We start from the raw sequence: 23,539 nt of genomic DNA, 5'->3' as shown, positions 1-23,539 counted from the left end.
CTCACTTAAAGCGGTGTACCTTGCTCCAACGCGAGCAAACGTTGCTTGCGCTCCACTCCACCTGCATACCCAATCAGTTTTCCGCTTTTGCCAATAACGCGATGACAAGGCACCACGATAGAAATCGGATTCTTCCCATTTGCTAACCCAACAGCACGCACAGCTTTAGGGTTACCTATCGCATTCGCGAGATCTTGATAGCTCCACGTTTCCCCATATGGAATGGTCGTTAGTGCCTGCCAAACTTGATTTTGAAAATCAGTGCCTGTCGCTGCAAGGGGCAAGTCGAATTCGTTGCGCAGACCAGCAAAGTATTCATCCAGTTGGGTGACAGCTTGGCGCAAGACCGGATGCTGCTCGTCTCGCACCCCCAGCTCAATCGGCTTAGTGGTGCATGTTTCAAACCAAATGCCAAGTAAGCCCTCAGCGTTCGATTGGATAGTCACCGTTCCTAGTGGACTCGGCATTTCGGTATAAAATGTTTTCATGATTGATTCCATAAGTGAAACGTCGCGTAGCTTCCCCAAGGGGCCGCAGTGTGCGTATTCAGTGATGGGTAACGCTGCATCGCCTTTTTCACCACTAAGTCTTTATCTAGAAAGCAATCGGGTTGAGATTGCCCTCGCAGTTGAGCATAACTGACGGTCCAAGGTCCAATGCCTTTCAAAGCTAGCCACTGCTGGGGGTCAGCTTCTGAGTTGTCCTGCATAAACTGGGCGAAGCGCACTAGCGTCTCTTTACGGCTTTGCGGCATGCGCAAAAAGCTCACGTCGGAGTTCGCAATATCACTGGGAGTCGGGAAAAAACGTTTTTCTGACTCTCCGCTAAGTGTGGCCACCAATAAGTTAAGTTGACCAATCGCCGCTTTAACCGACACCTGCTGGCCTAAAATCGCTCTAACCCCTGCTTCCCATGCATTCCATACACCAGGAATACGAATACCTTTACTCGACACGAGCCCAGGCGCGACATACTCCAAATGCTGCTCAACAGTACAAATATCAGCGTCAAGATCGAACATACGACGAATGTCAGACACCAAGTTTTGCAGCTTCGTTACGTCTTCAATTTCAAACGCCAGTTCTAAGTATCCTTCATCTTTTGTCGCTTTAAACCAGGCTTTGCTGTTATCCAAAAAAACGTTGCGCTGATAACTCTCATCACTCACTAGCTCAACTCCCTCAACCGCTCGCAAACGATAGAAGTCCAACATGTGCGACCAATTCAACTCACCTCGATAAGGTAAGGCAATTCGATTGCAACCCGCACCATCAAACTCTTTACGGCGTACTTGAGAAGGCGTTAATTTGAGAAACTTTTGAAAAGCATCGTTAAAGCGGCGCGTACTGTTAAAACCTGATGCAAACCCCACGTCGGTGACCGACATAGAGCTGGAGTGAAGCAACTGTTTGGCGAACATTAGTTGCTGATATTGCGCATACTGCTTGGGTGACATACCTAGATACTGCTCAAACAACATACGTAAGTAACGGTCAGAAATCCCAACACGCTCAGCCAACTCAGACACCGAATGGTGATGCAACTCCCCTCTATCAATTAACGAAATCGCTCGTTGAAAGGTCGTCTCGACACCTTTCCATGCCCAAGATCCAGGCGCGCTATCAGGTCGACAGCGTAAACACGGACGGTACCCTGCTTGAAGGGCTTGCGTCTTATCAGCGAAATACTCAACATTTTCTTCTTTAGGCAAATTTGCCGGGCAAATCGGACGACAAAAGATTCCCGTTGTTTTTACCGCCACATAAAATCGCCCATCAAAACGACTGTCTCGCGCGACTCGCGCCTTGTGACACTGCTCGAAGGTCAGTGAGGTATGGGGGTGAATAAACATAGTGCTTTCCTTGCTCATGCCTTTTGTCATTTATTGTTCATAGGCATCGTTCAATATAGTGTTATTGTAGCTTGCTTAAGCGCCCACAATTAGCCATTTTCGGAACTCAATATTGAGATTTATTGGCATTAGCGCTTTTGTACACTAAAGTTAGATCCAGAACATCACAACAACGTCGGCTAAAGGGAATTGGCATGGACTTACATACTTGCGTAATTGTATTAAGAAACCAAAAGGTTATTACCAGTAAATCCGTAGATCATTCTATTGGAATTATCGAACGAGACTCAGATAACGAGATCTCAGAAATTCAGATTAATACGACGGATGGACGTAATATTCGAACTTATCACTACAACAATGTAGAGGAGTCATTAGAGAGCTTAATGAACCTCTGACGGTTTTCTTTAACACACCTTTCTCCCTTGTTAAAAGCGAAAGCAATAGAGCACAGTACATGTGCTCTTTTTTTTTGTTTAACAGCAAAAATGTTTATCGAAAATAATGACAGACCTTGATTTAAAACAGACAATAATCGGCAAATAAACACCCGAATATAAAAATCAAGACATTGATTTAAATAAATAAAAACCAATCATTCAATTTTTTAGAACGAGTTTATCAAAATCCTCCCGTTATTTTTATGTTCGCCTCTACCTAAACTGTTCTCAACAGCACGGGAGCACACGCTTCCCACTCATTGAAAAGAGTCAGAGGACAGAATCATGAAAGCACTATTACAGAAAATTACCACATCAAACGCAGGTTACAGCGCACTATCACTTCGCGTTCCAATCGGCATTATCTTTATGGCGCACGGCGCACAAAAACTATTTGGCTGGTTTGGTGGCTACGGGCTAGAAGGCACAGGTCAGTGGATGGCATCTATCGGTTTAGGTCCTGGCGTGCTCATGGCGTTACTTGCGGGCAGCGCAGAGTTCTTTGGCGGCTTGTTCATTTTACTTGGTCTGCTAACTCGACCAGCAGCGGTTGCTTTGGCGTTCACGATGGTGGTAGCGATATTCTCTGTCCACTTTGAAAATGGCCTATTCATGGCAAACAACGGTTACGAGTTTGGCTTAGCATTACTGGCAGCAAGCGTTTCTCTGGCGTTCTCTGGCGCAGGTAAAGCAGCGTTAGATAACTTTTTAAACAAAAAGCTCTCTTAAGGAGGCCTTATGATTACGGTAAGACATGCAGCAGACCGAGGTCGAGCAAACTTTGGCTGGCTTGATAGCAAACATACGTTTTCTTTTGGTAGCTACTACGATCCTCAACATATGGGCTTTTCTGAGCTGAGAGTCATTAATGACGATGTAGTCAAGCCTGGCGCGGGTTTTGATACACATGGCCACCGTGATATGGAGATCATCAGCTATGTGTTGGAAGGTGTTATCGCACACAAAGACAGTGAAGGTAACGTCAAAACACTACCTGCAGGTGAATTCCAACTCATGTCGGCAGGGAAAGGGATTTACCACAGTGAGTACAATGCATCGAACCAAGATACGCTGCGGTTTCTACAGATTTGGATTCAACCGAACACATTTGGAACCAAACCAGGTTATCAGCAAAAAGATTTTGGGCGCAATCCTGGGTTAACGACTATCGCAACTCCAACTGGAGAAAACGGCACGCTACTTATTAAGCAAGATGCGACTTTGCATCAGTTAATTCTTGAGCCAAGTAGCGAACTAAACTTTGAGATTGAGTCGGGCCGAAAGCTATTCATCCATCAAGTGACAGGCAGCCTTAGTGTCGACAATACCACTTTGACGGCTGGCGACGGCGCGAAGGTTGAACACCAGAGTAAGGTTGTTTTGCGCAATACATCAAACGAAAGCACAACAGCCCTGTTGTTTGACTTACCATAACTATCGATTCATCGAGATAAAAACAAAGCCGCCTTGATTTCTCAAGGCGGCTTTTTCGTTTTTCTGACTTTTCATTCAACGCTATTCGTCGGAAGTGCCAGAACCAATTTGCTGAAAACTGTAAGCGGTCAGTGGATCGATCTCTTTGACAATTTCTTCCACTTGCTTAATCGCGTCTACAGACGAGCTAGCTTTACGATAGCTCAAATAGATAGGGCGACACCAATCTTCTACTCCAGACACCTTGTGAAGCTGCCCATTAGCGATAAATGGCTCCACGAGAGAGATTGGTAAGTACGCGGCTCCACCCTTCTCTAAAATAAAGTCCAATGCGATACGCGCTGTTGAAGTGCGTAAATATGGAGCCGGAATCTTAGGGTGACGCTCAGAATGCTCTGAGGAGAAACGCGTCCCCCAGTCAACGTACACATATTTGTTTTCGAAAACGGTGTCTAAAGAATCTTTCTCAGTTGATACCAGAACGAGAACAACATCTGCCACTTTTTTACAGTTAAGCTCATCAGCTTTGATCTGATCGAACGCAAATGCCATATCTAACGTGCGCTCTAGCAAGCTACGACTGAGCATCTCACGTCCCATCACTTCTGCCATGAAGCCATAACCACCAAACGAATCTGTGACGACACTTAAACAATTCTGTAAATAAGCGTCCCAAATGTTTGGCGTGCCACCTAACGTTAGTTGCAGCGCTTTGCCATCTTCAAGCGATAATTCTAGCTTCGCTTGTTGCAATGTAGTGACCATTACCTCGGCATAGCTGATTAAGCGCTCACCTGCAGAGGTCAACTTTATGTTATTTCGATCACGAATAAACAATTGCGTATCGAAGTAACTTTCCAATTGTTTGATACGTGCGCTCACAGCGGCTTGGGTAATATAAAGGTTCTCAGCAGCACGTCCAAAGTGACGAACTCTTGCCAGCTCTAAAAATGTTCGAAAGACTTTTACATCCATAAACCATCTCCTGGTTAATATAAAACCAGATTAACAACTAATTAAAATCATGACGACAAAAAAGTTTTGTTTTTCTTTTGTTAGATTTAAGCCTAATTTTCGCCGTAAGTTCACTACATTCATCAATAACGGTTACAGAGGCTGTTGACATGTCTGACACTGAATTCCGTCATGGCAAAAAACGTTTTTACGATAACGTAAAATTCCCACGCGGCTTTGCAAAGTCTGGCGATTTTACTCTTTCAGAAGAGGAAATCCTAACAATTTATGGGGATACAATGCTTGGCTTAGAGTCAGGCGAATTAACACCTGAAAACAGCGAAGAGAAACACTTCATCAAGGTGTTAGAAAACCCGGGCAAAGCAAAAACAAAACTTGAGCGTACGTGGCTAAAGTACACCCAACTTGCTCGTGGTCGCAAGCGCTTCCATACGCTAAATGGTCGTAACAAGCCTGACGCCACAGAAGAATACATTGAAGAGAGTTTGGTTGAAGACGATTAATAACCAATAACCTAGTTCTCGCCTTTTTCTAGCAGTAGGCGAAAGCTCGTTTGACTTTACTGAGCGAGCAAGACAAGCTCATTTCTTCTCCTAAAGCCCAAGGGGGCATTCTCCCAAGGGCTTTTTTAATATTTGGGTGATGACCGTTTACTTGGCGAGCGTCGCAATCTTTTTCAGAAAGCTCTCTTTCAAATGCTCTTGGTCATATTCCAAGTGATAGGTGTTGTGGAAGCCAATTTTTAGCTCAACACCATTCCCTCTCAAGAAAACGTTGTACCCATCGTAGTCAGAAAACGCTTCTACACCTTCATACATTTTACCAAATTCGGTTGGTGTACCGTTGTTCATCACACATTCGTAAGCCTGTAGTACTTTGCTCGGATCTAACTCATTTTTCATACCGAATTCCTCACTGGTTTACACATTTCAATTATGGTTAAAGAATGAGCGCCATGCCATATCTAACCCATAATATTTGAAGTTCGTGTGCGATTTCGCACTCTGTAGGTTGTTAAAAAACAAGGTTAAGTGCGAAGGCAGAACTTAATTTAGATCATAAATTTTATCTATTGATTCGTCAGTTTCATAATGCAATTTCTTTGTAAAAAATCGTCTTATAAAAGCATTTAGATATAAAAATCGTCGACAAAACCAACATTGGTTAAAGAAAAAGCAAAATTTTGACCTAAAACAATAGCAGTTCGCCATTACTTATTTTATAATGCGAATTAATGTTTCAGTACATCGTCAATTCCAATAACTAGGGGCACAAAATGAGACTTATCCCGTTAACTCGAGCAGCACAAGTAGGTAAGTGGGCAGCTGCGCATATCGCTAAGCGTATCAACGACTTTAAACCTACTGCTGAGCGTCCATTCGTTCTGGGTCTACCAACTGGTGGCACTCCTCTAGCAACCTACAAAGCCCTAATCGAGCTTTACCAAGCCGGCGAAGTCAGCTTCAAAAACGTCGTGACTTTTAACATGGATGAGTACATTGGCATCCCTGCGGATCACCCAGAATCTTACCGCTCGTTCATGTACAACAACTTCTTTAATCACATTGATATTCAAGAAGAAAATATCAACCTACTGAACGGTAACACAGACGATCACGACGCAGAATGTAAGCGTTACGAAGACAAAATTAAGTCTTACGGCAAGATCAACCTGTTCATGGGCGGCGTGGGTAACGACGGTCACATCGCGTTCAACGAGCCAGCGTCATCTCTTTCTTCTCGTACTCGCATCAAGACCCTCACTGAAGACACTCGCATTGCGAACTCTCGCTTCTTTGACGGCGATATCAACCAAGTGCCTAAATACGCGCTGACTATCGGTGTTGGTACGCTTCTAGACTCAGAAGAAGTGATGATCTTGGTCACTGGTCATAACAAAGCTCAGGCACTTGAAGCAGCCGTGGAAGGTTGTGTAAACCATCTATGGACAGTTTCTGCTCTTCAGCTTCACCCTAAAGCGGTGATCGTATGCGACGAACCAGCTCAACAAGAACTGAAAGTGAAGACAGTGAAGTACTTCTCTGAGCTAGAAGCAGAAAACATCAAAGGCTTTTAACCCATAGGATTGCAGCCTAGAAATACACTAAAAATACAAAACCCGTGTTGAACACGGGTTTTTTCTTATCTGAACAGCGGGCTTAAGTCGTCAATAAGCTTTAATACCAAACTGACGAAGACGCTTAGGAAGCACTTCATCCAACTTGTCTAGTTCACTCGGTTCGACTTCGATAAGATTGAAATGATGCTGCTCATAAACAGTACGAATGGTCTCACGGTCGGCCTGAGCCATCTCCCCATCGTCACTTCCCCAAAATTGCAAATAGACTTTGCCACCTGGCAAGTAAAAATCGCTAGTGACATCTTGGTCAATCGGCAACTGACGCTCATAAGCGTGCACAACACCAGCCAAGTACAGCCAGTTGTCGATGAGCAACTCCCCCTTAGAGCGCACGTAATGCCCATCTAATGTTCGGTGCTTGGCTTCAAATTTTTGGCGAAAGCTTGAGTACGATTTATCCGTAGAATGTGACTCCGCGTCTTGCCCTAAAAACTCAATGACAGACTGCTTAAGACGCTTGTTACGCAGCACCACATCGTGCCATACGACAAAGGTATTTTGTGTTTCTTTATCGGTTCTTTGCTGCCCACCAGCGCGCACACCAGCTTCTGTGACACTCCATCCCTCTTCGGATTTGGTCAACCAACCCAGTTCACTCAAAAGCTGGTTCATGCGCTTCGCATTCAATTTCAGCTTTTCACCCAGTTGTGTCGCGCTCAATGTTTTCCCTGAGCTGGGAGTCAGCTCAATATGTAAGTTGGCCGGCCAGACGATGAACTGGCCAAATTTAGGGTGATCCACATACTCACCGCCAAACTTTGCCCCTTCTTCGGTCAAAATCCACTTTTCATCTTGGCGAACGATGTAGCCTGCACGTTTGAGATCGGCAAACAGCAGCTTAGCTTCTACCTTGCGCATTTTCGCTAATGCCGACGTCGATATTTTTTCAGACATGTGGGTACCTCATGCTGCTGCAAAATTGAACACTATGTCGTCATAGTAACGCATTGATTTCACGGCTTGAAGTCAGGCAAACAAGATTTCGTGTTACAAATAGCAAAGCCAGCGTATAGGTGCTGGCTTTGTTATTTCGGTAAAAAAGCGAATGTTATCGAATAAAAGCGATGCATCCTTGCAAAATCACTAAATTCACAATGTCGATGAAGAATGCACCGACAATTGGAACCACCATAAATGCTTGTGGTGATGGACCATATCGACTCACGATGGAGCCCATATTCATGACCGCAGTCGGTGTAGCACCTAATCCAAAACCGCAGTGTCCGCTAGCGATCACCGCCGCATCGTAGTTGCTTCCCATCATTCGGAATGTTACGTAGTAAGTGAACATCGCCAACACTGCCGACTGAATAGCAAGAATAATAAGGAATGGGATCGCAAGATCGAAAATATTCCACAATTTCAAACTCATCAAGGCCATGGCAAGAAATAGAGATAGTGCAACCGTGCCAAGAATATCAACGGTTTCTAAATCAACCTTGCGCGCCTTCGTCACTTCCATGATGTTAGTGATAACAACACCAATAAACAGCGCATAAACAAAATCGGGAATCATTAACCACTTGATGTCAAAACTGCTTACCCAACTCTCGAGATACTTCGCGCCTGTCACGCAAAGTAGAATGATGGACAAGCTTTCAACGACTCTTTTCGCTGTGACACGATCTTCCTCATGTTCGTTGTACGTCACCAGTTCAGGGAAACTCTGATGACTTTGATTGGTGCGTCCGTATTCCGATTCCAAGTTGTGTTTGTTTAGTAGCTTTTGTGCAACAGGGCTGCCAATAATCCCTCCCATCACCAAGCCAAATGTAGCAGAAGCCATTGCCACCTCTAGAACATTATGCAAACCATACATTTCTTGAAAAGTTTGCGACCACGCAGCTCCAGTTCCATGTCCGCCAGAAAGCGTAATGGATCCGGCGATCAACCCCATGAGTGGATCTAACCCCAACGCTGTTGCTAAGGACACGCCGACCGCATTTTGGATAAGAATGTAGACCGATGCCACAACTAGGAAGATGAAAACCTTCGCACCGCCTTTAATCAGTTGGGTGTAATTTGCCGCTAAGCCAACGGTTGCAAAAAACATCAGCATAAAGACGTTTTGCAGTGGTAAACCAAAGGAAACATCCACACCGTTTAAGTGCATCGTCGTGATGACGCAAGCGACCACTAGACCACCAACAATTGGCTCTGGAATATTAAATTTTTTTAAGGTTGGTAACTTGGTATTGATGAACTGCCCTAAAAACAACACGCAAATTGCGACGAGGAACGACTCCTGTGGGCCGATAGATATTACCTGATTCATGAGACCTCTTTACTCTACTCTTTCTCATTCATTGAGCACGCGCTCAACGTGAGATAGGTGCCTAAGCCAGTCAGATTGCCTCTCGAAACTTTTGTTTTCTAGGCCTCTTTGACCATCAATTCTCATCAAGTAAGAAATAGGCAGACCTAAAATTATGCTAATTATCATTCAGTGAGAATATTCATTTAGAACAGGTGATAAGTGTATTGATGGGAAGAGAAAAACAACACTTCTCAACTTATGAGAAGCAATTAATTTCCATATAAAACAAAACCTCAAAACAACGACCACATAGGTGGATATTTAGAGCGAATGAGACAGGCGGATACACTAGGTTTTAAATTATTACTTTCTCTCTAATGCACTAGGTGTTATACATATATATAACACCATCTCAACCAAGAGATTCACTCATGACTAATTGGCATGATCGCCAACCGATATTTCGACAGTTGGCAGACCAGATCACGCAGCAAATACTGCAAGGTGTCTGGCAAGAAGGCGATGCTCTGCCCTCCGTCCGTAGCATCTCTGCAGATATGAAAATTAACCACCTCACCGTTATGAAAGGCTATCAATTGCTTGTTGATGACGGGCTAGTGGAGAAAAAACGCGGTCAAGGTATGTTTGTCGCTTCAGGAGCAAAGCTCAAATTACTCGCAGACGAGAAGGCACGTTTTCTTCAGCAACAAATTCCGCAGATAGCCGACACAATACAGCGTCTGGATATGTCACTCGACGAATTCATTCAACAACTAAAACCACACTTGAAAGGTGACCAATGAGCGCATTAGTCAGTGTAAACAACGTCTCCAAGCAATATCAGCAACAAGGAGAAGCACTGCATGAAGTGAGTTTCGACCTACATGCAGGACAAGTACTTGGCTTACTCGGCCATAATGGCGCAGGTAAATCAACGCTTATTAATGCCCTACTCGGTGCACATGAATATCAGGGCACTATTCGTATCAACGGATTTGAACCTATTATGCAACGCGACAAGATAATGCAGAGCTTATCCTACATCTCGGATGTCAACGTTCTGCCAGATTGGATGACCGTTGCTCAACTGCTTAACTATACCGAGGGCGTGCATCCAGGGTTCAATCGCGCCCAAGCAGATACGCTACTTCGTCAAACGGACATCAAACCTCGTGCGCGCATCAAATCTTTATCCAAAGGGATGAAGGTGCAATTACACCTCGCGATTGTGATCGCGACCAACACCCAAATCCTCATATTGGATGAACCGACACTCGGGTTAGATCTCGTGTATCGCGAGACGTTTTATCGTCACTTATTGGAATGGTTTCACGACGGCGAGCGCGTGTTGATCATCGCCAGTCATGAAGTATCAGAGATTGAGCACTTGCTGACAGATGTTCTGATTCTTAAGCATGGTCGCCCCGTTCTGCAAACCTCGATGGACAGTATCAGTGAAGACTATTTCATTCTTGAAGCCAACGACGAGCACCGCACACAAATTGAAGCGATGAACCCACTCTCGTCACAAAAAGGCCTCGGTTCAACGAAATGGTTACTCAAAGCCCAGTATGCCCAACAAGCAGAAACAATGGGTTCCATCCATGGGGTGAAGTTAGCGGATCTATTTTTAGCATTGCAGAAGGAGGCAGCGTAATGCGTTCAGTTGTCGCGATGTTGCAAAAAGAGTGGTTAGAAAACCCTCTTGTTTTACGTATTCCACTGTTTGTGTTGGCGTGTGGAGTTATTCTCTTTGTGAGTTTAATGAGTAACGATACTCTACAACACAATATGTTTTTCCAAATGAGCTTTGGTGGCGATGTCAGTGACATTCACAAAGAGCTTGGTGATGACGTCAATATGTTGATTTCCGGAGGAGCAGGGCTGCTGTCTATCTTGTTAGCCGTTCAGTACTTCCCAAGAACGCTACGCAAAGAACGGGCGGAAGGCAGCATTATGTTTTGGCGCAGTATGCCTGTCAGTGACATAAAAACCCATTTAGTGAAGCTAGGATTTGGCTTATTGGTGATTCCGCTTGTCTGCTCGGTGCTCGTACTCGCTGCAAATTTAATGTTGTGGTTGCTGAACATCTCTACTGATCACCAATTGGCTTTATTGTACCGCCAAGCCTCGTTAGGTTACGTGCTGCTGCATTGGGGAGAGTTTTTAATCAGAATGTTGTTCACCGGTATTCTGCTGTTACCGCTGGCATTAACTGCGATGGCTATTTCACAAAAAGTGAACTCACCACTGGTCATTTTGTTTATCGCCATTTATGCGCTGCGTTGGATGCCTATCGCACTTTTTGGTTTCTACGGGCTAGATCAGTTTTTCTCCGAAGTGCTTTACCTCCCGCTGCACGCCATTATTACACCAAACCCATTCAATGCCATTCCTCAAGCGGGTTGGTTAAACGTTGGCATTTACGCCTTCATTGGTATTCTTGGTTGGACAGCTAGCCTCAAGTTCAGCCGAACTATCCAATAATGCTTCGTTCAATAAACGACCAAACCAAGTCATAAAAAAACGGTCACAACCAGTGTTGTGACCGTTTTATTTCGCCTCTAGGAGCTCATCCACTTAACTTTAACCAAGGAATGAAATGTAGCCTTGCAAGATAATTAAGTTGACGATGTCGATAAAGAAAGCGCCCACAATTGGCACCACCATAAATGCTTGTGGCGACGGGCCAAATCGGTTAACGATCGAACCCATGTTCATTACGGCTGTTGGGGTTGCCCCCAAGCCAAAACCGCAGTGCCCCCCTGCAATAACAGCAGCATCGTAGTTGCTTCCCATCACTTTGAACGTAACATAGTACGTAAAGATTGCTAAGACGACAGACTGCACAGCTAAAATAACCAAGAATGGAATCGCTAGATCGAAGATATTCCATAACTTCAAGCTCATCAGAGCCATCGCTAAGAACAGAGATAGCGATACCGTACCTAACATATCTACCGTTTCGGCATCTAACTTACGAATCTTGGTCACTTCCAAGAAATTCGTAATGATCACACCAATGAATAGCGCATATACGAAGTCTGGAATCATCAGCCATGAGATTTCATACGTGCTTACCCATTGCTCGACATACTTGGCCCCAGTAACACAGATCAGTAGGAAGAAGAGTTTCTCCACCACTTTTTTCGCCGTTACTTTATCTTCTTCGTATTCATTGTAAGTCACCAACTCCGGGAATTTCTCGTGAGTTTTGGCATCTCGACCACCACGACCATACTCAGACTCTATGCTGTTCTTTTCGACTAGGCGCTGCGCTACAGGGCTACCAATGATACCGCCGATGATCAAACCAAAAGTCGCTGATGCCATTGCAATTTCTAAGACGTTATCCAATCCATACACGTCTTGAAAGGTTTGTGACCACGCAGCACCTGTACCATGACCACCAGACAGAGTAATCGAGCCAGCAATTAACCCCATCAAAGGATCTAAACCGAGCGCCGCCGCAAGTGAAACGCCAACGCCATTTTGTATGATGATGTAAAACGATGCGACAGCTAAGAAGATAAAAACCTTCGCACCTCCTTTCATCAACTGAGTGTAATTTGCGGCCAAACCAACTGTCGCAAAAAACATTAACATAAACGTATTTTGTAATGGCAAGTCGAACTCTAAATCGATGCCGTTGAAATGAAGAGCAGTAATCATGCAGGCTACAATAAGACCACCTACAATCGGCTCAGGTATGTTGAATTTCTTTAAAATCGGTAGCTTAGCATTAATAAAATGCCCCAGGAAAAGCACACTAATTGCGACCAAGAAGGACTCCAGTGCACCTACAGATATTAAATGATTCATATCGCCTCTTATTATTGTTCTCTTCATTCTCCGTAATGAATGAGTGTTAGTTTAACCTTCGTTCAATAGCAAATTTTCTCGCTTTATTGTTTCGAAAATACTCAAAAAGTTGGTGTAGATGCGCCTTAGGCTAGTTTAAGGGGCGCTCCTTAAGCGATGTGTCAGTTTTTACGCTGTTAGCAAGCCCTTAAATGTGAAAGGAGCTGATACAGCTCCTTCAAATGGCCCCTCGCAATACCTGTGCGTTATCGCTTGGGCTGTCGTGTTGTGAGTAAATTCTGGGTGACACTTTCTGAACCACTTCGGGCTCCCTTACTTAAACAGAATGTGTCAATTACTATCAAACAAAGTTCCTTCCCGTTGTAACCGCTAAACGCCGAGAGCGCGTTCAAAACAATTGGGTTTGCCTGTTCCTGTCGTAGCTTTTCAACTCTGGCTCATGGTGTATAAACGAGCCGAATCCAAGGAAACTCTCAGGCTGCAACAAACGTTTTCGTCACAACGGAGCAGGATTATAACATATCGCTGATAATTTTCTTCAATTCAGTGACATTCACCAACCCCATAGTTAAACCTTGCAATGATTAACTGCCTATTATCATTTTCACAGATAAAGATCGAAGCACAGTTACTCAGTAAGCTTCTTAGAATACGATGCATAGCTAATAACTTCACCGCCGTTCTTATCCAGGAGGTCTTGATAAACGCCCTAGAGAACCAAGCAGCCGAAATATGCGATGTTATCATGATTGCTTTTCGAGACCGACGTCCCGACTTTGGCTAATGAGTACAACCCCAACTATGCATCAGACAAAAACATGTATAATTTTTTATACAAGTTATTCAATAACAAGAGTCCCACATGAACATTCATTCGCTTTGCCCTGCACTATTACTCAGCGTCGTCTCATCAGCTACAGCAGCTGAAAACATTCGTATTCAATATTCTCCCGTAGAGACAACTCATGAAAAAATCGCCCAACAATCTATTCAAAGCAGCGATGTAAACACCATCTTTGCTGAGCTATCTCAGGCCTACTTTCCATTTGATAAAGCTCTCACGCTGGTTTACGGCGGAGAAGATGGTCCAATGTATGATCCTGATACACACACAATATACGTTCCTTACACTTTTTATTTGGAGTCGCTCAATTACTTCTCCAATAATCAGTATGAAGAACGCTTCGGAAAATCCCCAAAAACAGGGGCGCTAGATACGTTATTGCACACTTTACTTCATGAAGCTGGACATGCTTACATCGAAGATCAAAGCATCCCTGTTCTCGGAAAAGAAGAAGATGCGGTCGATAATTTTGCCACTATTTTAATGATTGACTTCCTAGAAGATGGCGCAGATATGGCCATTAGCGCCGCCGACATGTTCGCATTCGAATCCGACGACAGACCGGACTACTACGATTTTGGCGAGTACATTGACGAACACAGCTTTGATTTGCAGCGTTACTTTTCAACGTTATGTTTGGTGTACGGTAGTGATCCTAAGCAATACAAAGCCTTACTCGATGAAGTAGAAAAAGACTACCTGCGTGATCGCAAAGAGTTCTGCCAATTCAATTACGGCAACATTCGCGACAATTGGCTGCATTACTTGCAAAACAATGAACCAAAAGAAAATTCGCCACGTAAAAGCGATTAGAAAATCTCAAACAAGAAGACCGCAATGACAAAACTCACCATATTTTATGACGGAACCTGCCCGCTTTGTGCCAAAGAGATGAAGGCGCTAAAACAACGCGATGCCAAGCAGCACATCAAAACCGTCGATATCTATAGTGATGCATTCGCAGATTATCCTCAGATCGCTCCTGAACAAGCTAACACCATTTTGCACGCCCTCAACGAAAAGGGGGAGCTTCTGCTTGGGTTGGACGTGACTCATCGTGCGTGGCAATTAGTTGGTCGCGGTTGGCTCTACGCTCCACTGCGTTGGCGCCTCGTTAAACCTGTTGCTGACTGGCTTTACCTCAAATTCGCAAAGAATAGGTATCGCGTCTCATATTGGTTAACAGGGACTTCTCGTTGCAATAGTGGGTCGTGTTCACGTTAATTGTGATCCCGCTTAAAAATGCTACGACCTTCGTCTAGATTTACAAATTTCCAGTACTTCTGATTGATTAACTCGGTTAATCTCTAAGCATTACAACAATAAGTATTAACACTTTTATCAGGCAAGCTTATTCAGCTTGTCACTTGTAACGCTGCGCCGAGAGAAGGACGTCTCTATGAATCTGACGATCAGAAAACGACTATATATCCTTTCAATAATTCCAATTCTAACTATGGCAATAGGCATGATGTGGTTCACCTACGTACAAACCACGGCCTACAACGAGCACGAGATTGAGCAAACTCGAAGTCGAATGATGGAGATGAAAAAAGCCGAACTCAAAAGTTACGTACAAATGGCGCGTTCCGCTGTCGAACCGCTACTCGCACAAAATGCCCCACTGGAAGAGGCTCTGCCTATCTTGAAACAACTAGAGTTTGGTCAATCCGGCTACATCTTTGGTTATGATTCAAAAGGCGTTCGCGTCGTAGTGGGTAAAAACACCAAAGGCATCGGGGAAAACTTCTATAACTTGCAGGACAAGAAAGGCAATTACCTGATTCAGGATTTGCTAAAAAATGCCAAAACTGGTGAGTTCACGACTTATTACTTCCCGAAACTCGGTCAGAGTGAAGCACTACCGAAACTCAGCTACTCAGTCTTTATTCCTGAATGGGACTTGATGTTAGGAACGGGTTTCTACACGGACGATATCGACGCCATTGTGGCAGACATGGAAAAAGCCGCACACGAAGATCTCAACACCACACTAACTGCGATAGCCCTGTTTTGTGCCTCGATTACAGCGATAGTTGCAGTCTTTGCCGTGTTTGTTAACCGCAGCATCATGAAGCCTATTGAGCAGTTTGATGCTTCAATTCACTCTTTCGCGCAAGGCGATGCAGATTTAACAGCACGCATGGAAGAATCAAGCGTGCCGGAGTTCACCCAACTTAGCCGTAACTTCAATATCTTCGTTGAAAGCCTACAAGGCATAATCAAGAGCGTTAGCCACGTAGGACAAGAAGTGGTTTCAGAGACCAACGAGATGTCACAGCGTGCATCGCAAGTGGATGAATTAGCTTCTGGTCAACGTGAAGAGACCGAACAAGTCGCAGCAGCAATGACCGAGATGACGGCAACGGCGCACGAGATTTCAAACAACGCTAACCAAGCGGCGCAATCCGCCAAAGACGCCGATGAAAATTCACAGCAAGCGAAACACATTGTTGATTCCGCAGCAAACTCCGTCGAAGCGCTCGCGCTAGAGGTGTCGGAAGCCAGCACGGTAATTTCTCGTTTAGAGAGCGACGTACAAAACATTTCTTCTTCGCTAGAAGTGATTCAAGACATTGCCGAGCAAACCAACCTATTGGCACTAAACGCAGCCATTGAAGCAGCCCGTGCAGGCGAACAAGGTCGAGGCTTCGCAGTCGTTGCCGATGAGGTTCGTAAACTGGCAAGTCGCACTCAAGACAGCACAGGCGAAATTCACCAAATGATTGAGCAGTTGAAGTCTGGCTCGGATGCAGCAGTGAAAGCCATGGGCTCAAGCCAAGCGCGTGGTGAAGCAACGGTTGAGGAAGCTCGAGCTGCCTCTGCCGCACTGCAAGAAATCCAAGCCGCAATTGCTAACATCATGGACATGAACACCCTGATCGCAACAGCAACCGAAGAGCAAAGCCAAGTTGGCCAAGAGATTTCACAACGCATCGAAGTCATCTCTCAACAAAGCAGCCAATCGGCACACCTTGCGAATCAAAACCGCGCAGGTAGTGGCAACCTAAACCACAAAGCTAACGAGCTGTACGACTTGGTCGGCCGCTTTACGGTTTAACGCTTTCCTCACCAATTCACCATGCAAACAGCGACGCCAAAACGTCGCTGTTTTTATTTCTGCTATCCTCAGAAGTCTTAGCTATAATGCCACCAACTTAGCACCCATAAGGGCAAAACCAGATGATTATTATGACCACCAATTTCGGTGATATCGAGATTGAACTGAACCTAGAACGAGCGCCAGTTAGCTCAAAGAACTTCAAAAAATACTGTGAAGATGGCTTCTACAACGGCACCATTTTCCACCGCGTTATCGACGGCTTTATGATTCAAGGTGGCGGTCATACCGAAGACATGGCAGAAAAGCCAACGCGCGCACCAATCGCGAACGAAGCAAACCGTGGTCTTAAGAACCTTGTTGGCACTATCGCAATGGCACGAACCGATGCACCGCACTCTGCAACGGCACAATTCTTCATTAACTTAGAAGACAATGATTTCCTAGACCACACCGCAACCACCAACCTAGGCTGGGGCTACGCCGTGTTTGGTAAAGTGACCGCGGGTATGGATGTCGTAAATCGCATCGCGAAAGTGAAAACGACCTCTAAACTTGGTCACGATGATGTGCCATGCGATCCAATCATTATCGAGAAAGTGACGATCAGCGAATAAGCCCATTCACCTCTGCAGAGAAATCGTCGCTACAAAACGAAGAAAGCGCCTAACGTCTGATGACTTAGGCGCTTTTTGTTTTTGTTGCTGAAAAAATGAGCAGCTAGTTTACAGTGTAAAGAGTGAGCAGTTCTAGCGATTACATCCCTTTGAACAAACTTTGAGATGCACGGCTCACAGGAAGCTTAGTTTCTCCAACGTGAACAAACATTCTGCCTGCAAAGTCTTTGTTTACTTTGCTAATTTTGCACACTTGCACCACGCTTGAACGGTGCACTTGCCAGAACTGTTCTGGGTTAAGCTGCCCTATCAACTCTTTCAACGATGTACGAATCAAATACTCCTGCACTTTGCCTTGTCCTTGCTGGGCATACACAGAAACGTATTTTTCTTCCGCTTTGAAATACAACACATCAGACGTGGCGATCAGATGAATGTCTTCCCCTTGCGTCGCTTTGATCCACTGAAGATATTGCGGAGTTTGTGGAGCGGATAATTGCTGCAACTGTTCTAACAGGCTGCTCATCTGCACATTACTGCTTTCTTGCTCTCGCTTAGCAAGGCGTGCTTTCACTCTTTCACACGTCGTCAGGAGGCGCTCATCCGAGATAGGCTTAAGCAAATAATCGGCAGCATTTTGCTCAAAAGCTTTGATGGCGTAATCATCGTACGCGGTGACAAACACAATCAAAGGTGGATTGGCGAGTTGATTGAGCTTTTGTGCTAATGTCATGCCATCCAAAACTGGCATACGAATATCTAGAAACGCAATGTCAGGTTGACTTTGCTCAATGGCTTGCAACGCTTGTTCACCATCGGCGACTTTGGCTATCACCTCTAACTCTGGCCACACTTCAGCTAGGCTTTTATCAAGATGACGCCTCAATAGCGGTTCATCATCAGCAATAATGGCAGTAAACCCTGTATTCATTCCTTTCTTCCTTGATTACGATTCCATTGGCCAACTTAGGCGAACACAAACGCCACCCTGAACAGACTCACTGATAGAGACCTCTCCTTGCCCTGCGAACAAAGCTTCAACTCGCTGCTTGAGATTACTTAGACCCACACCAGAGCCCATGTGACCACTCACGTGATTCAAGCCAACACCCGTGTCTCTGACTTCAATCTTCAAGTTCTGTTGTTCGCGCTTGATGAGCAAGCTGACTTCACCACCCTCTCGCTTCGGCTCAATACCATGGATGATGGCGTTTTCGATTAAGGGTTGTAGCATCATCGGCGGTAACTCGGTTCTGCCTAGTCCCTCTTCAACCTCAATCTTGTAACTGAGTCGTTCACCCAAACGAGTTTGTTGAATACCCAAGTAAGCTTCAATTAACACCGTTTCATTGTCTATGGTGGTGTGCTCTTCGCGTGAGCTTTTAAGCGTTGCACGCAGCAGCGCGGTTAACTGTTCTAGCATCAGCTTGGCTTTATCGACATCTTGCGACATGAGCGCGCTGATATTTGCCAAGGTATTGAATAGGAAATGCGGCTCAATCTGGCTTTGCATCTGCTTAAGCTGACTCAGCAACAGCGCACGATCTTGCTCGGCTTTCTCGCGTTTGATGGCCTCTAACTCTCTTTGAGCGATCGCATGTTGCTCGCGTGAGTAGAAATAGAAAAAGCACATACCGCTAAACAGTAATCCCATTAAGCCAACAGGGATCATATCGGAGATACCAAAATACTCTCCGAGCCAAAATTGCGCATTAATCACCCCAAACAATAAACAGGCAACAAGCGAACACACCACTTCTATCATACGTGGGATGGTTGGAAACAAACGGTCAATCAACCATGAGAAGAAGATAGCCGAATAGCCAAATCCAAAGCTAACCGCCACATGAATGTAAAATGGACCGCCCCAAACCGAGAGCGTCATTGCTGCGATAAAGAGACAAAATGCCGTGGTCACTAATAAGCTACGCGGCCATCCACTTTTTACCACTGATTTTGCTGAACACATTTAGAATTTCCCTTTGATGTTAAAAACAATCATATGCTTATCATTGATTTGTACGTAAGCAGATTGGTCGTCTCCGGTTAAAAAGCGTGCGGCAACTTCCACTTCTACACTTTGATCGCCAGTATCAATCCATTGGTAGTTAAGCCACTGCGTGACAATCACACCGCCATCTTGTGGCGCCAACATCACATCCAACGTAGGGGTTACATCACTTAGCCAGCCCATATCCGCTTTACCGTTCCATGCAGCCCACGCTTCCAAATCCCAACTCCAGTGCAGCATTACGTTATGCTGAACGATATTGGCGTGCTGAAACCCTTGGGCGTAGCTTGTCGCAAGTAGAGCGCTGCTAGCCAACAGAGAGTTGTTAGGATCAGGGATCTGAGAGAGTAATTCGCCACGCTCTATTGCTTGTTGCCATTCGCTTTTCGACCATGCTCGGCTGTCGTACCAATATTCAGCAATCACGTTGTGTCCGGCTTGGTTTGCCCAGTTCACCCCAACTAAAGCTTGGAATGCGCTTCCCTGCTCCTCAACTGAAACGGATTGGTAAAGAGCATCCTGCTGAAACTGATAGCCGACACTTTGCTTTTGCCACAGTATTGATCCGTGCATGGCGATGGATTCATCCCACACGGCAATGGCACTGGAGCCAAGCAAACCTCGGCGCACATCATCGTAATAACCAATAAGTTGATACTCGGTGCCACCCACCAGTGCATAACGACGAATACCAACACCTTGTTGCTCTGCGGCTTGATCAAGAGCACTCTGGTCTTGTTGCCCCCAGCTTGAATCCGTTGCAATAACCGTCCACTCGCCTGCCATATCGTAGTGTGAGAGTGAAAACACACCCGCACCTTCTTCTGCTACTAAGCCAACAGGATTTTGTCGATAAGGCTTAAACAGATCCAAAGGTCGGTAGCCATAACCCACGCCCCAATCAATGCGCAACTTACCTAAGCTCACATCAAGTGTGGTGTCACCGACTTGCCACTCCCCTAGCCAAGCAAGTTCTCGAATCAGCAGTTGGTTATCAGCTTCACTCCACCAATCACTCTTTCCTTGTTGATTGAGGTACAAACCTTGTCTGTACAGAGCAAACAAGCCACTGAAGTTGTGATAATTCACCTGTACATCCAACAGTGCATTAAGTGAATCACGAGAACTGCCCTGCGCTTGCATAAATGCGCTATCACGCTGCTTGGCAGTTTCGTAGCTGACAGCCCAATCCCACTCAAAACTCAGCTCATCATTGGCAAAAACTGGGGCTGCTGTGCCCACACACAACGACGCAGCAATCAACAAACTGGTGCTTTTGTTAAGGTTAGGCTGGTGCGGTTTCATGTGACTTCCTTGCTCGTTTTCATCAATCTATTTACGGAGTTCAGGCTAAAGCTGAGTCGTATTGGCTTTAGGCAAATAGCTTGGGTTGTAGAACTTGTTATCCAGTTGCCAAGGCACGATTTCTTGGTACTCGATAACGGTTTTTTTGCTCGGCTGAATGCTATCAAGCAAGGTCATCTCACTGACGTAGTCTTCACCGTTGTCGGTTGCACGTCCGTATTGCGCTTGCTTGGCGAGTTTGCCAGAGCGCAAGTAAAGATCGGCTTTGATTGGAAACGCATCTTGCTCAGACAACCATAAATCGATCTTCTGATAACTCGCCCCTTTGGTTTTCGCGGTTAAGGCAAGGTGATAAGCCGCAACACTCTCTCCGTTCACCGAAACGGTTTCTGTCGCTTTCCATTCACCTTGATAATCTTGGCTCCACGTCAGGGTTGAAATATCGCCGATAGACGCTTCACCAAGCAGCTTTTGCATTGGCGTAATGCGAATCGGGCGGCGGCTCTTTGGCATTTGCAGCCAGTAGTTGTCGCCCATCATCAGCATCTTTTGCCCAGCTTCGACTGCCGATTTAAACACCACCAACGATTCACGGTTTGGACGCGTGTACACGTGGTAAAGGCGGGTTTTATCTAATTCTTGGTCTTGATATAAGCGCACCAGAGACACCACTTTGGAGGAATCATCTTGCAAGCGGTAGCTATCCGCTTTTTCAATCAATTGCGCGACTTGCTGTGCATCTAGCGCTGTTTCATTCGCACTGGCATTCATGCTTGCCATGCCGCTTACCGTCAGCAGTGCAATTGGTAATAGTGATTTGAAATTAAACATAAATCAGTGCCTCCGTAATTGGCTTGTTCACCCCTTTGCGTGCCGAGAAAAATGCCGCAACCAAACAAATCATTAATACTGCGAATCCAGCGACAGCCACCAGCTCCCAAGAAAAGTAAATCGTTAATGGGTACCCTTCTGTACGTCCTGGCGGTGGCGGCATTTGCACATCCACGACCATCAGTAAGACGGTAACTAACCCTGTAAACAAAGCGCCGATTAAGCTGCCAATCACCGCAAGTAACCCTGCTTCGCGCAAGAACCCAGCAATGATTTCGCGAGGGTAACTACCAAGTGCTGACAAGGTACCAATTTCACGGGTGCGCTCGGTGACCGACATGGTCATGGTGTTAAACAGCGCGACAAAGACCACCAACGCCATTACTGCGCCCATGATGCCGAAGATGCGGTCGTACAAATCTTTCACTTTGAGATAGAAGAACGCGCGCTCTTGCCAAGGCGTAATCTCAATATCTTGGTCGCCAAAGTTCTGCTTTTGCTTACTCAGAACCGAAGCCACTTGTTGCTCGACTTGGTTAGTTAAACTGGTGTCGAACAGGAAGACAGATAACGCACTGACTTTGTCTGAACCGAGCAGCGATTGCGCGCTGTTGATATGCACGTACAGTTGGCGTTTATCAAGCTCAGGCACGCCAGTTGAATAGATACCACGAACTTTGAAGTCATACGCGTTCAATGCACCATCGGTTGTGGTCGCCAGTAAGGTAATCCAATCGCCAACGTGCACGCTTAGGTTGTTCGCTAAATCAACGCCGAGCATCACTTCTGGCTCTGTAGGGTCATAACGCGATGCATGAATGTTGGACAGCGTCTGCCCTTCACGCACGTCTAAAAACGGCCCTTTCATATCGAATTCGCGCTCGTTAACACCAATGCCGATAAAGATCGATGACTTGTTGCCGTTGGAAATTAAACCGCTGAATTCAACTCGCGGCTGCACGCCTCGCACTTCATTCAATCCAATCAATTGCTTGGTGATGTCGTCCGCATGAGTTAAACCGTTACTCAGCGGCATCTCTTCTTCTTTGGCAAAGTAACCCGGTGTGGTTAACGTCAGGTGCCCCGTGTCACGCGCTGTCGACTCTTTCAAACTGTCATAGGTGTACAGACCAAAACCGCCCGCACTGGTTAACGCAAACACGGCAATGGCAATGATCAGCATCGACAATAAACTGCGACGGCGATTGCGTTGCAGATTCAACCAAGCAAGGCGAACCGAAACAGGAATTAGCTTGCCCATGAAACCTCCTCCACACTTGCGTGCGTTTGGGTAATTTTGCCATCCACCAATTCAATGGTTCGATCGCAGCGGGATGCCATGCGAGGGTCGTGAGTGGCGACGATAAAAGTGGTGCCTAGCTCGTGTCCAAGCCCTTTCATAATGTCGATGACCTTGTTGGCAGTTTGGCTATCAAGACTTGCTGTTGGCTCATCAGCAATCACCAACGCTGGTTTGTGCACTAACGCACGAGCAATTGCCACGCGTTGCTGCTGACCGCCAGATAGGCTATCGGGCATGTGATGAATAAACTCACCCAAGCCAACGTGTTCTAGCATTTGTGTAGCGAGCTCGGTTTGTTCTGCTTTTGAAAAACCGTTGAGGTGTAACGGATACGCCACGTTCTCCAACGCCGTCATCACGGGGACAAGATTGAATTTTTGAAATACAAAACCAAGCTTTTCACGACGCATTTTCGCCGCCTGCATTTGTCCGGTTGGGTATGGGCTGCCTGCAAATGTCACCTGACCTTGGTATTGAGTATCCAGCATGCCAAGCACGTTAAGTAAGGTGCTTTTGCCTGAGCCAGACGGTCCGCACAATGCCACCATTTCGCCGGAAAACACTTCACCAGAAACGTCTCGTAATGCACGCACCGTTTGGCTGCCAAGGGCGTAATCGCGGCTAAGTTGATTAAAAACAATCATGAC

General features: G+C 45.6%; 25 protein-coding genes. 12 read left to right on the top strand and 13 right to left on the bottom strand.

Going from position 1 to position 23,539, the window contains the following annotated elements; all coding sequences use genetic code 11:
* Window positions 1–5: 5 nt before the first annotated feature.
* Entirely contained in the window at window positions 6–488 is a 483-nt protein-coding gene (locus tag R7R24_RS05715) for a methylated-DNA--[protein]-cysteine S-methyltransferase (RefSeq protein ID WP_206946713.1), read from the bottom strand.
* Window positions 485–1,852 (bottom strand): AlkA N-terminal domain-containing protein, encoded by a 1,368-nt coding sequence (locus R7R24_RS05710; RefSeq protein WP_206946711.1) that lies wholly within the window; start codon window positions 1,850–1,852, stop codon window positions 485–487. The genes R7R24_RS05715 and R7R24_RS05710 overlap by 4 nt, the downstream gene beginning before the upstream one ends.
* Window positions 1,853–2,046: 194 nt before the next feature.
* On the opposite strand from R7R24_RS05710, the gene R7R24_RS05705 reads away from it, so the two are divergent.
* The 3 genes from R7R24_RS05705 to R7R24_RS05695 all read left to right on the top strand — a co-directional run bounded on the left by R7R24_RS05705 (window position 2,047) and on the right by R7R24_RS05695 (window position 3,726).
* Window positions 2,047–2,250, top strand: coding sequence for a hypothetical protein (locus R7R24_RS05705; RefSeq protein ID WP_318119471.1), 204 nt, complete (start codon window positions 2,047–2,049; stop codon window positions 2,248–2,250).
* A gap of 327 nt (window positions 2,251–2,577) precedes the next feature.
* Window positions 2,578–3,021: a DoxX family protein gene (locus tag R7R24_RS05700; protein ID WP_005374434.1), complete on the top strand. Its 444-nt coding sequence runs from the start codon at window positions 2,578–2,580 to the stop codon at window positions 3,019–3,021.
* 9 nt (window positions 3,022–3,030) lie between these two features.
* A complete protein-coding gene (locus R7R24_RS05695) occupies window positions 3,031–3,726 on the top strand; it encodes a pirin family protein (protein ID WP_206946709.1) in 696 nt (231 codons plus the stop codon).
* A gap of 81 nt (window positions 3,727–3,807) precedes the next feature.
* Here the strand turns inward: R7R24_RS05695 and R7R24_RS05690 are convergent, their stop codons facing one another.
* Complete coding sequence (locus tag R7R24_RS05690) at window positions 3,808–4,701, bottom strand: LysR family transcriptional regulator (protein ID WP_005374436.1); 894 nt, start codon at window positions 4,699–4,701, stop codon at window positions 3,808–3,810.
* 149 nt (window positions 4,702–4,850) lie between these two features.
* Here R7R24_RS05690 and R7R24_RS05685 point away from each other — a divergent pair, with 149 nt between their 5' ends.
* Entirely contained in the window at window positions 4,851–5,204 is a 354-nt protein-coding gene (locus R7R24_RS05685; RefSeq protein WP_005374439.1) for a DUF413 domain-containing protein, read from the top strand.
* Between the two features lie 147 nt (window positions 5,205–5,351).
* Here R7R24_RS05685 and R7R24_RS05680 read toward each other — a convergent pair whose 3' ends face one another.
* Complete coding sequence (locus R7R24_RS05680) at window positions 5,352–5,603, bottom strand: DUF3081 domain-containing protein (protein ID WP_005374440.1); 252 nt, start codon at window positions 5,601–5,603, stop codon at window positions 5,352–5,354.
* A gap of 374 nt (window positions 5,604–5,977) precedes the next feature.
* Between R7R24_RS05680 and nagB the strand changes: the two genes are divergently transcribed.
* Window positions 5,978–6,778 carry a glucosamine-6-phosphate deaminase gene (gene nagB / locus R7R24_RS05675; protein ID WP_005374441.1) on the top strand — a complete coding sequence of 267 codons (801 nt, stop codon included), beginning with the start codon at window positions 5,978–5,980 and terminating at the stop codon, window positions 6,776–6,778.
* A 90-nt stretch (window positions 6,779–6,868) separates the two neighbouring features.
* Here the strand turns inward: nagB and R7R24_RS05670 are convergent, their stop codons facing one another.
* The gene (locus R7R24_RS05670; RefSeq protein ID WP_191116169.1) at window positions 6,869–7,735 is read right to left on the bottom strand and encodes a glycerol kinase; all 867 of its coding nucleotides are present in this window, start codon (window positions 7,733–7,735) and stop codon (window positions 6,869–6,871) included.
* Window positions 7,736–7,889: 154 nt separating this feature from the next.
* Window positions 7,890–9,116, bottom strand: coding sequence for a sodium/glutamate symporter (gene gltS, locus R7R24_RS05665; RefSeq protein ID WP_191116170.1), 1,227 nt, complete (start codon window positions 9,114–9,116; stop codon window positions 7,890–7,892).
* Between the two features lie 413 nt (window positions 9,117–9,529).
* On the opposite strand from gltS (R7R24_RS05665), the gene R7R24_RS05660 reads away from it, so the two are divergent.
* The 3 genes from R7R24_RS05660 to R7R24_RS05650 are packed head-to-tail and all read left to right on the top strand — an operon-like array spanning window position 9,530 to window position 11,585.
* Window positions 9,530–9,901 (top strand): GntR family transcriptional regulator, encoded by a 372-nt coding sequence (locus tag R7R24_RS05660; protein WP_005374444.1) that lies wholly within the window; start codon window positions 9,530–9,532, stop codon window positions 9,899–9,901.
* Complete coding sequence (locus R7R24_RS05655) at window positions 9,898–10,755, top strand: ABC transporter ATP-binding protein (protein WP_005383221.1); 858 nt, start codon at window positions 9,898–9,900, stop codon at window positions 10,753–10,755. The genes R7R24_RS05660 and R7R24_RS05655 overlap by 4 nt, the downstream gene beginning before the upstream one ends.
* Complete coding sequence (locus tag R7R24_RS05650) at window positions 10,755–11,585, top strand: hypothetical protein (protein ID WP_171342396.1); 831 nt, start codon at window positions 10,755–10,757, stop codon at window positions 11,583–11,585. Before R7R24_RS05655 ends, R7R24_RS05650 begins: the two co-directional genes overlap by 1 nt.
* A gap of 99 nt (window positions 11,586–11,684) precedes the next feature.
* Here the strand turns inward: R7R24_RS05650 and gltS (R7R24_RS05645) are convergent, their stop codons facing one another.
* Window positions 11,685–12,920 carry a sodium/glutamate symporter gene (gltS, locus tag R7R24_RS05645; protein WP_005374448.1) on the bottom strand — a complete coding sequence of 412 codons (1,236 nt, stop codon included), beginning with the start codon at window positions 12,918–12,920 and terminating at the stop codon, window positions 11,685–11,687.
* A gap of 862 nt (window positions 12,921–13,782) precedes the next feature.
* Here gltS (R7R24_RS05645) and R7R24_RS05640 point away from each other — a divergent pair.
* The 4 genes from R7R24_RS05640 to R7R24_RS05625 all read left to right on the top strand — a co-directional run bounded on the left by R7R24_RS05640 (window position 13,783) and on the right by R7R24_RS05625 (window position 17,442).
* The gene (locus R7R24_RS05640) at window positions 13,783–14,577 is read left to right on the top strand and encodes a DUF4344 domain-containing metallopeptidase (RefSeq protein WP_104976353.1); all 795 of its coding nucleotides are present in this window, start codon (window positions 13,783–13,785) and stop codon (window positions 14,575–14,577) included.
* Window positions 14,578–14,601: 24 nt separating this feature from the next.
* Window positions 14,602–14,988 (top strand): thiol-disulfide oxidoreductase DCC family protein, encoded by a 387-nt coding sequence (locus R7R24_RS05635; RefSeq protein ID WP_025998548.1) that lies wholly within the window; start codon window positions 14,602–14,604, stop codon window positions 14,986–14,988.
* Between the two features lie 175 nt (window positions 14,989–15,163).
* On the top strand, window positions 15,164–16,825 hold the full coding sequence (locus R7R24_RS05630; RefSeq protein ID WP_171342397.1) for a methyl-accepting chemotaxis protein: 1,662 nt from the start codon (window positions 15,164–15,166) through the stop codon (window positions 16,823–16,825).
* 122 nt (window positions 16,826–16,947) lie between these two features.
* Window positions 16,948–17,442: a peptidylprolyl isomerase gene (locus R7R24_RS05625; protein WP_020195057.1), complete on the top strand. Its 495-nt coding sequence runs from the start codon at window positions 16,948–16,950 to the stop codon at window positions 17,440–17,442.
* Window positions 17,443–17,581: 139 nt separating this feature from the next.
* Here R7R24_RS05625 and R7R24_RS05620 read toward each other — a convergent pair whose 3' ends face one another.
* Genes R7R24_RS05620 through R7R24_RS05595 form a run of 6 tightly spaced genes read right to left on the bottom strand, consistent with a single transcriptional unit; the run spans window position 17,582 to window position 23,536 of the window.
* The gene (locus tag R7R24_RS05620) at window positions 17,582–18,373 is read right to left on the bottom strand and encodes a LytR/AlgR family response regulator transcription factor (RefSeq protein ID WP_053303980.1); all 792 of its coding nucleotides are present in this window, start codon (window positions 18,371–18,373) and stop codon (window positions 17,582–17,584) included.
* Between the two features lie 15 nt (window positions 18,374–18,388).
* A complete protein-coding gene (locus R7R24_RS05615) occupies window positions 18,389–19,411 on the bottom strand; it encodes a sensor histidine kinase (RefSeq protein WP_206946701.1) in 1,023 nt (340 codons plus the stop codon).
* Window positions 19,412–20,758 (bottom strand): hypothetical protein, encoded by a 1,347-nt coding sequence (locus R7R24_RS05610; RefSeq protein ID WP_206946699.1) that lies wholly within the window; start codon window positions 20,756–20,758, stop codon window positions 19,412–19,414.
* 45 nt (window positions 20,759–20,803) lie between these two features.
* Window positions 20,804–21,589: an outer membrane lipoprotein-sorting protein gene (locus tag R7R24_RS05605; protein ID WP_085342431.1), complete on the bottom strand. Its 786-nt coding sequence runs from the start codon at window positions 21,587–21,589 to the stop codon at window positions 20,804–20,806.
* Complete coding sequence (locus R7R24_RS05600) at window positions 21,582–22,850, bottom strand: ABC transporter permease (RefSeq protein WP_206946697.1); 1,269 nt, start codon at window positions 22,848–22,850, stop codon at window positions 21,582–21,584. Before R7R24_RS05600 ends, R7R24_RS05605 begins: the two co-directional genes overlap by 8 nt.
* The gene (locus R7R24_RS05595) at window positions 22,838–23,536 is read right to left on the bottom strand and encodes an ABC transporter ATP-binding protein (protein ID WP_115386886.1); all 699 of its coding nucleotides are present in this window, start codon (window positions 23,534–23,536) and stop codon (window positions 22,838–22,840) included. The genes R7R24_RS05600 and R7R24_RS05595 overlap by 13 nt, the downstream gene beginning before the upstream one ends.
* Between the last annotated feature and the right edge of the window lie 3 nt (window positions 23,537–23,539).

Source organism: Vibrio sp. 704, from assembly GCF_033339295.1.
This window is presented reverse-complemented; position numbering and strand designations above follow the sequence as displayed.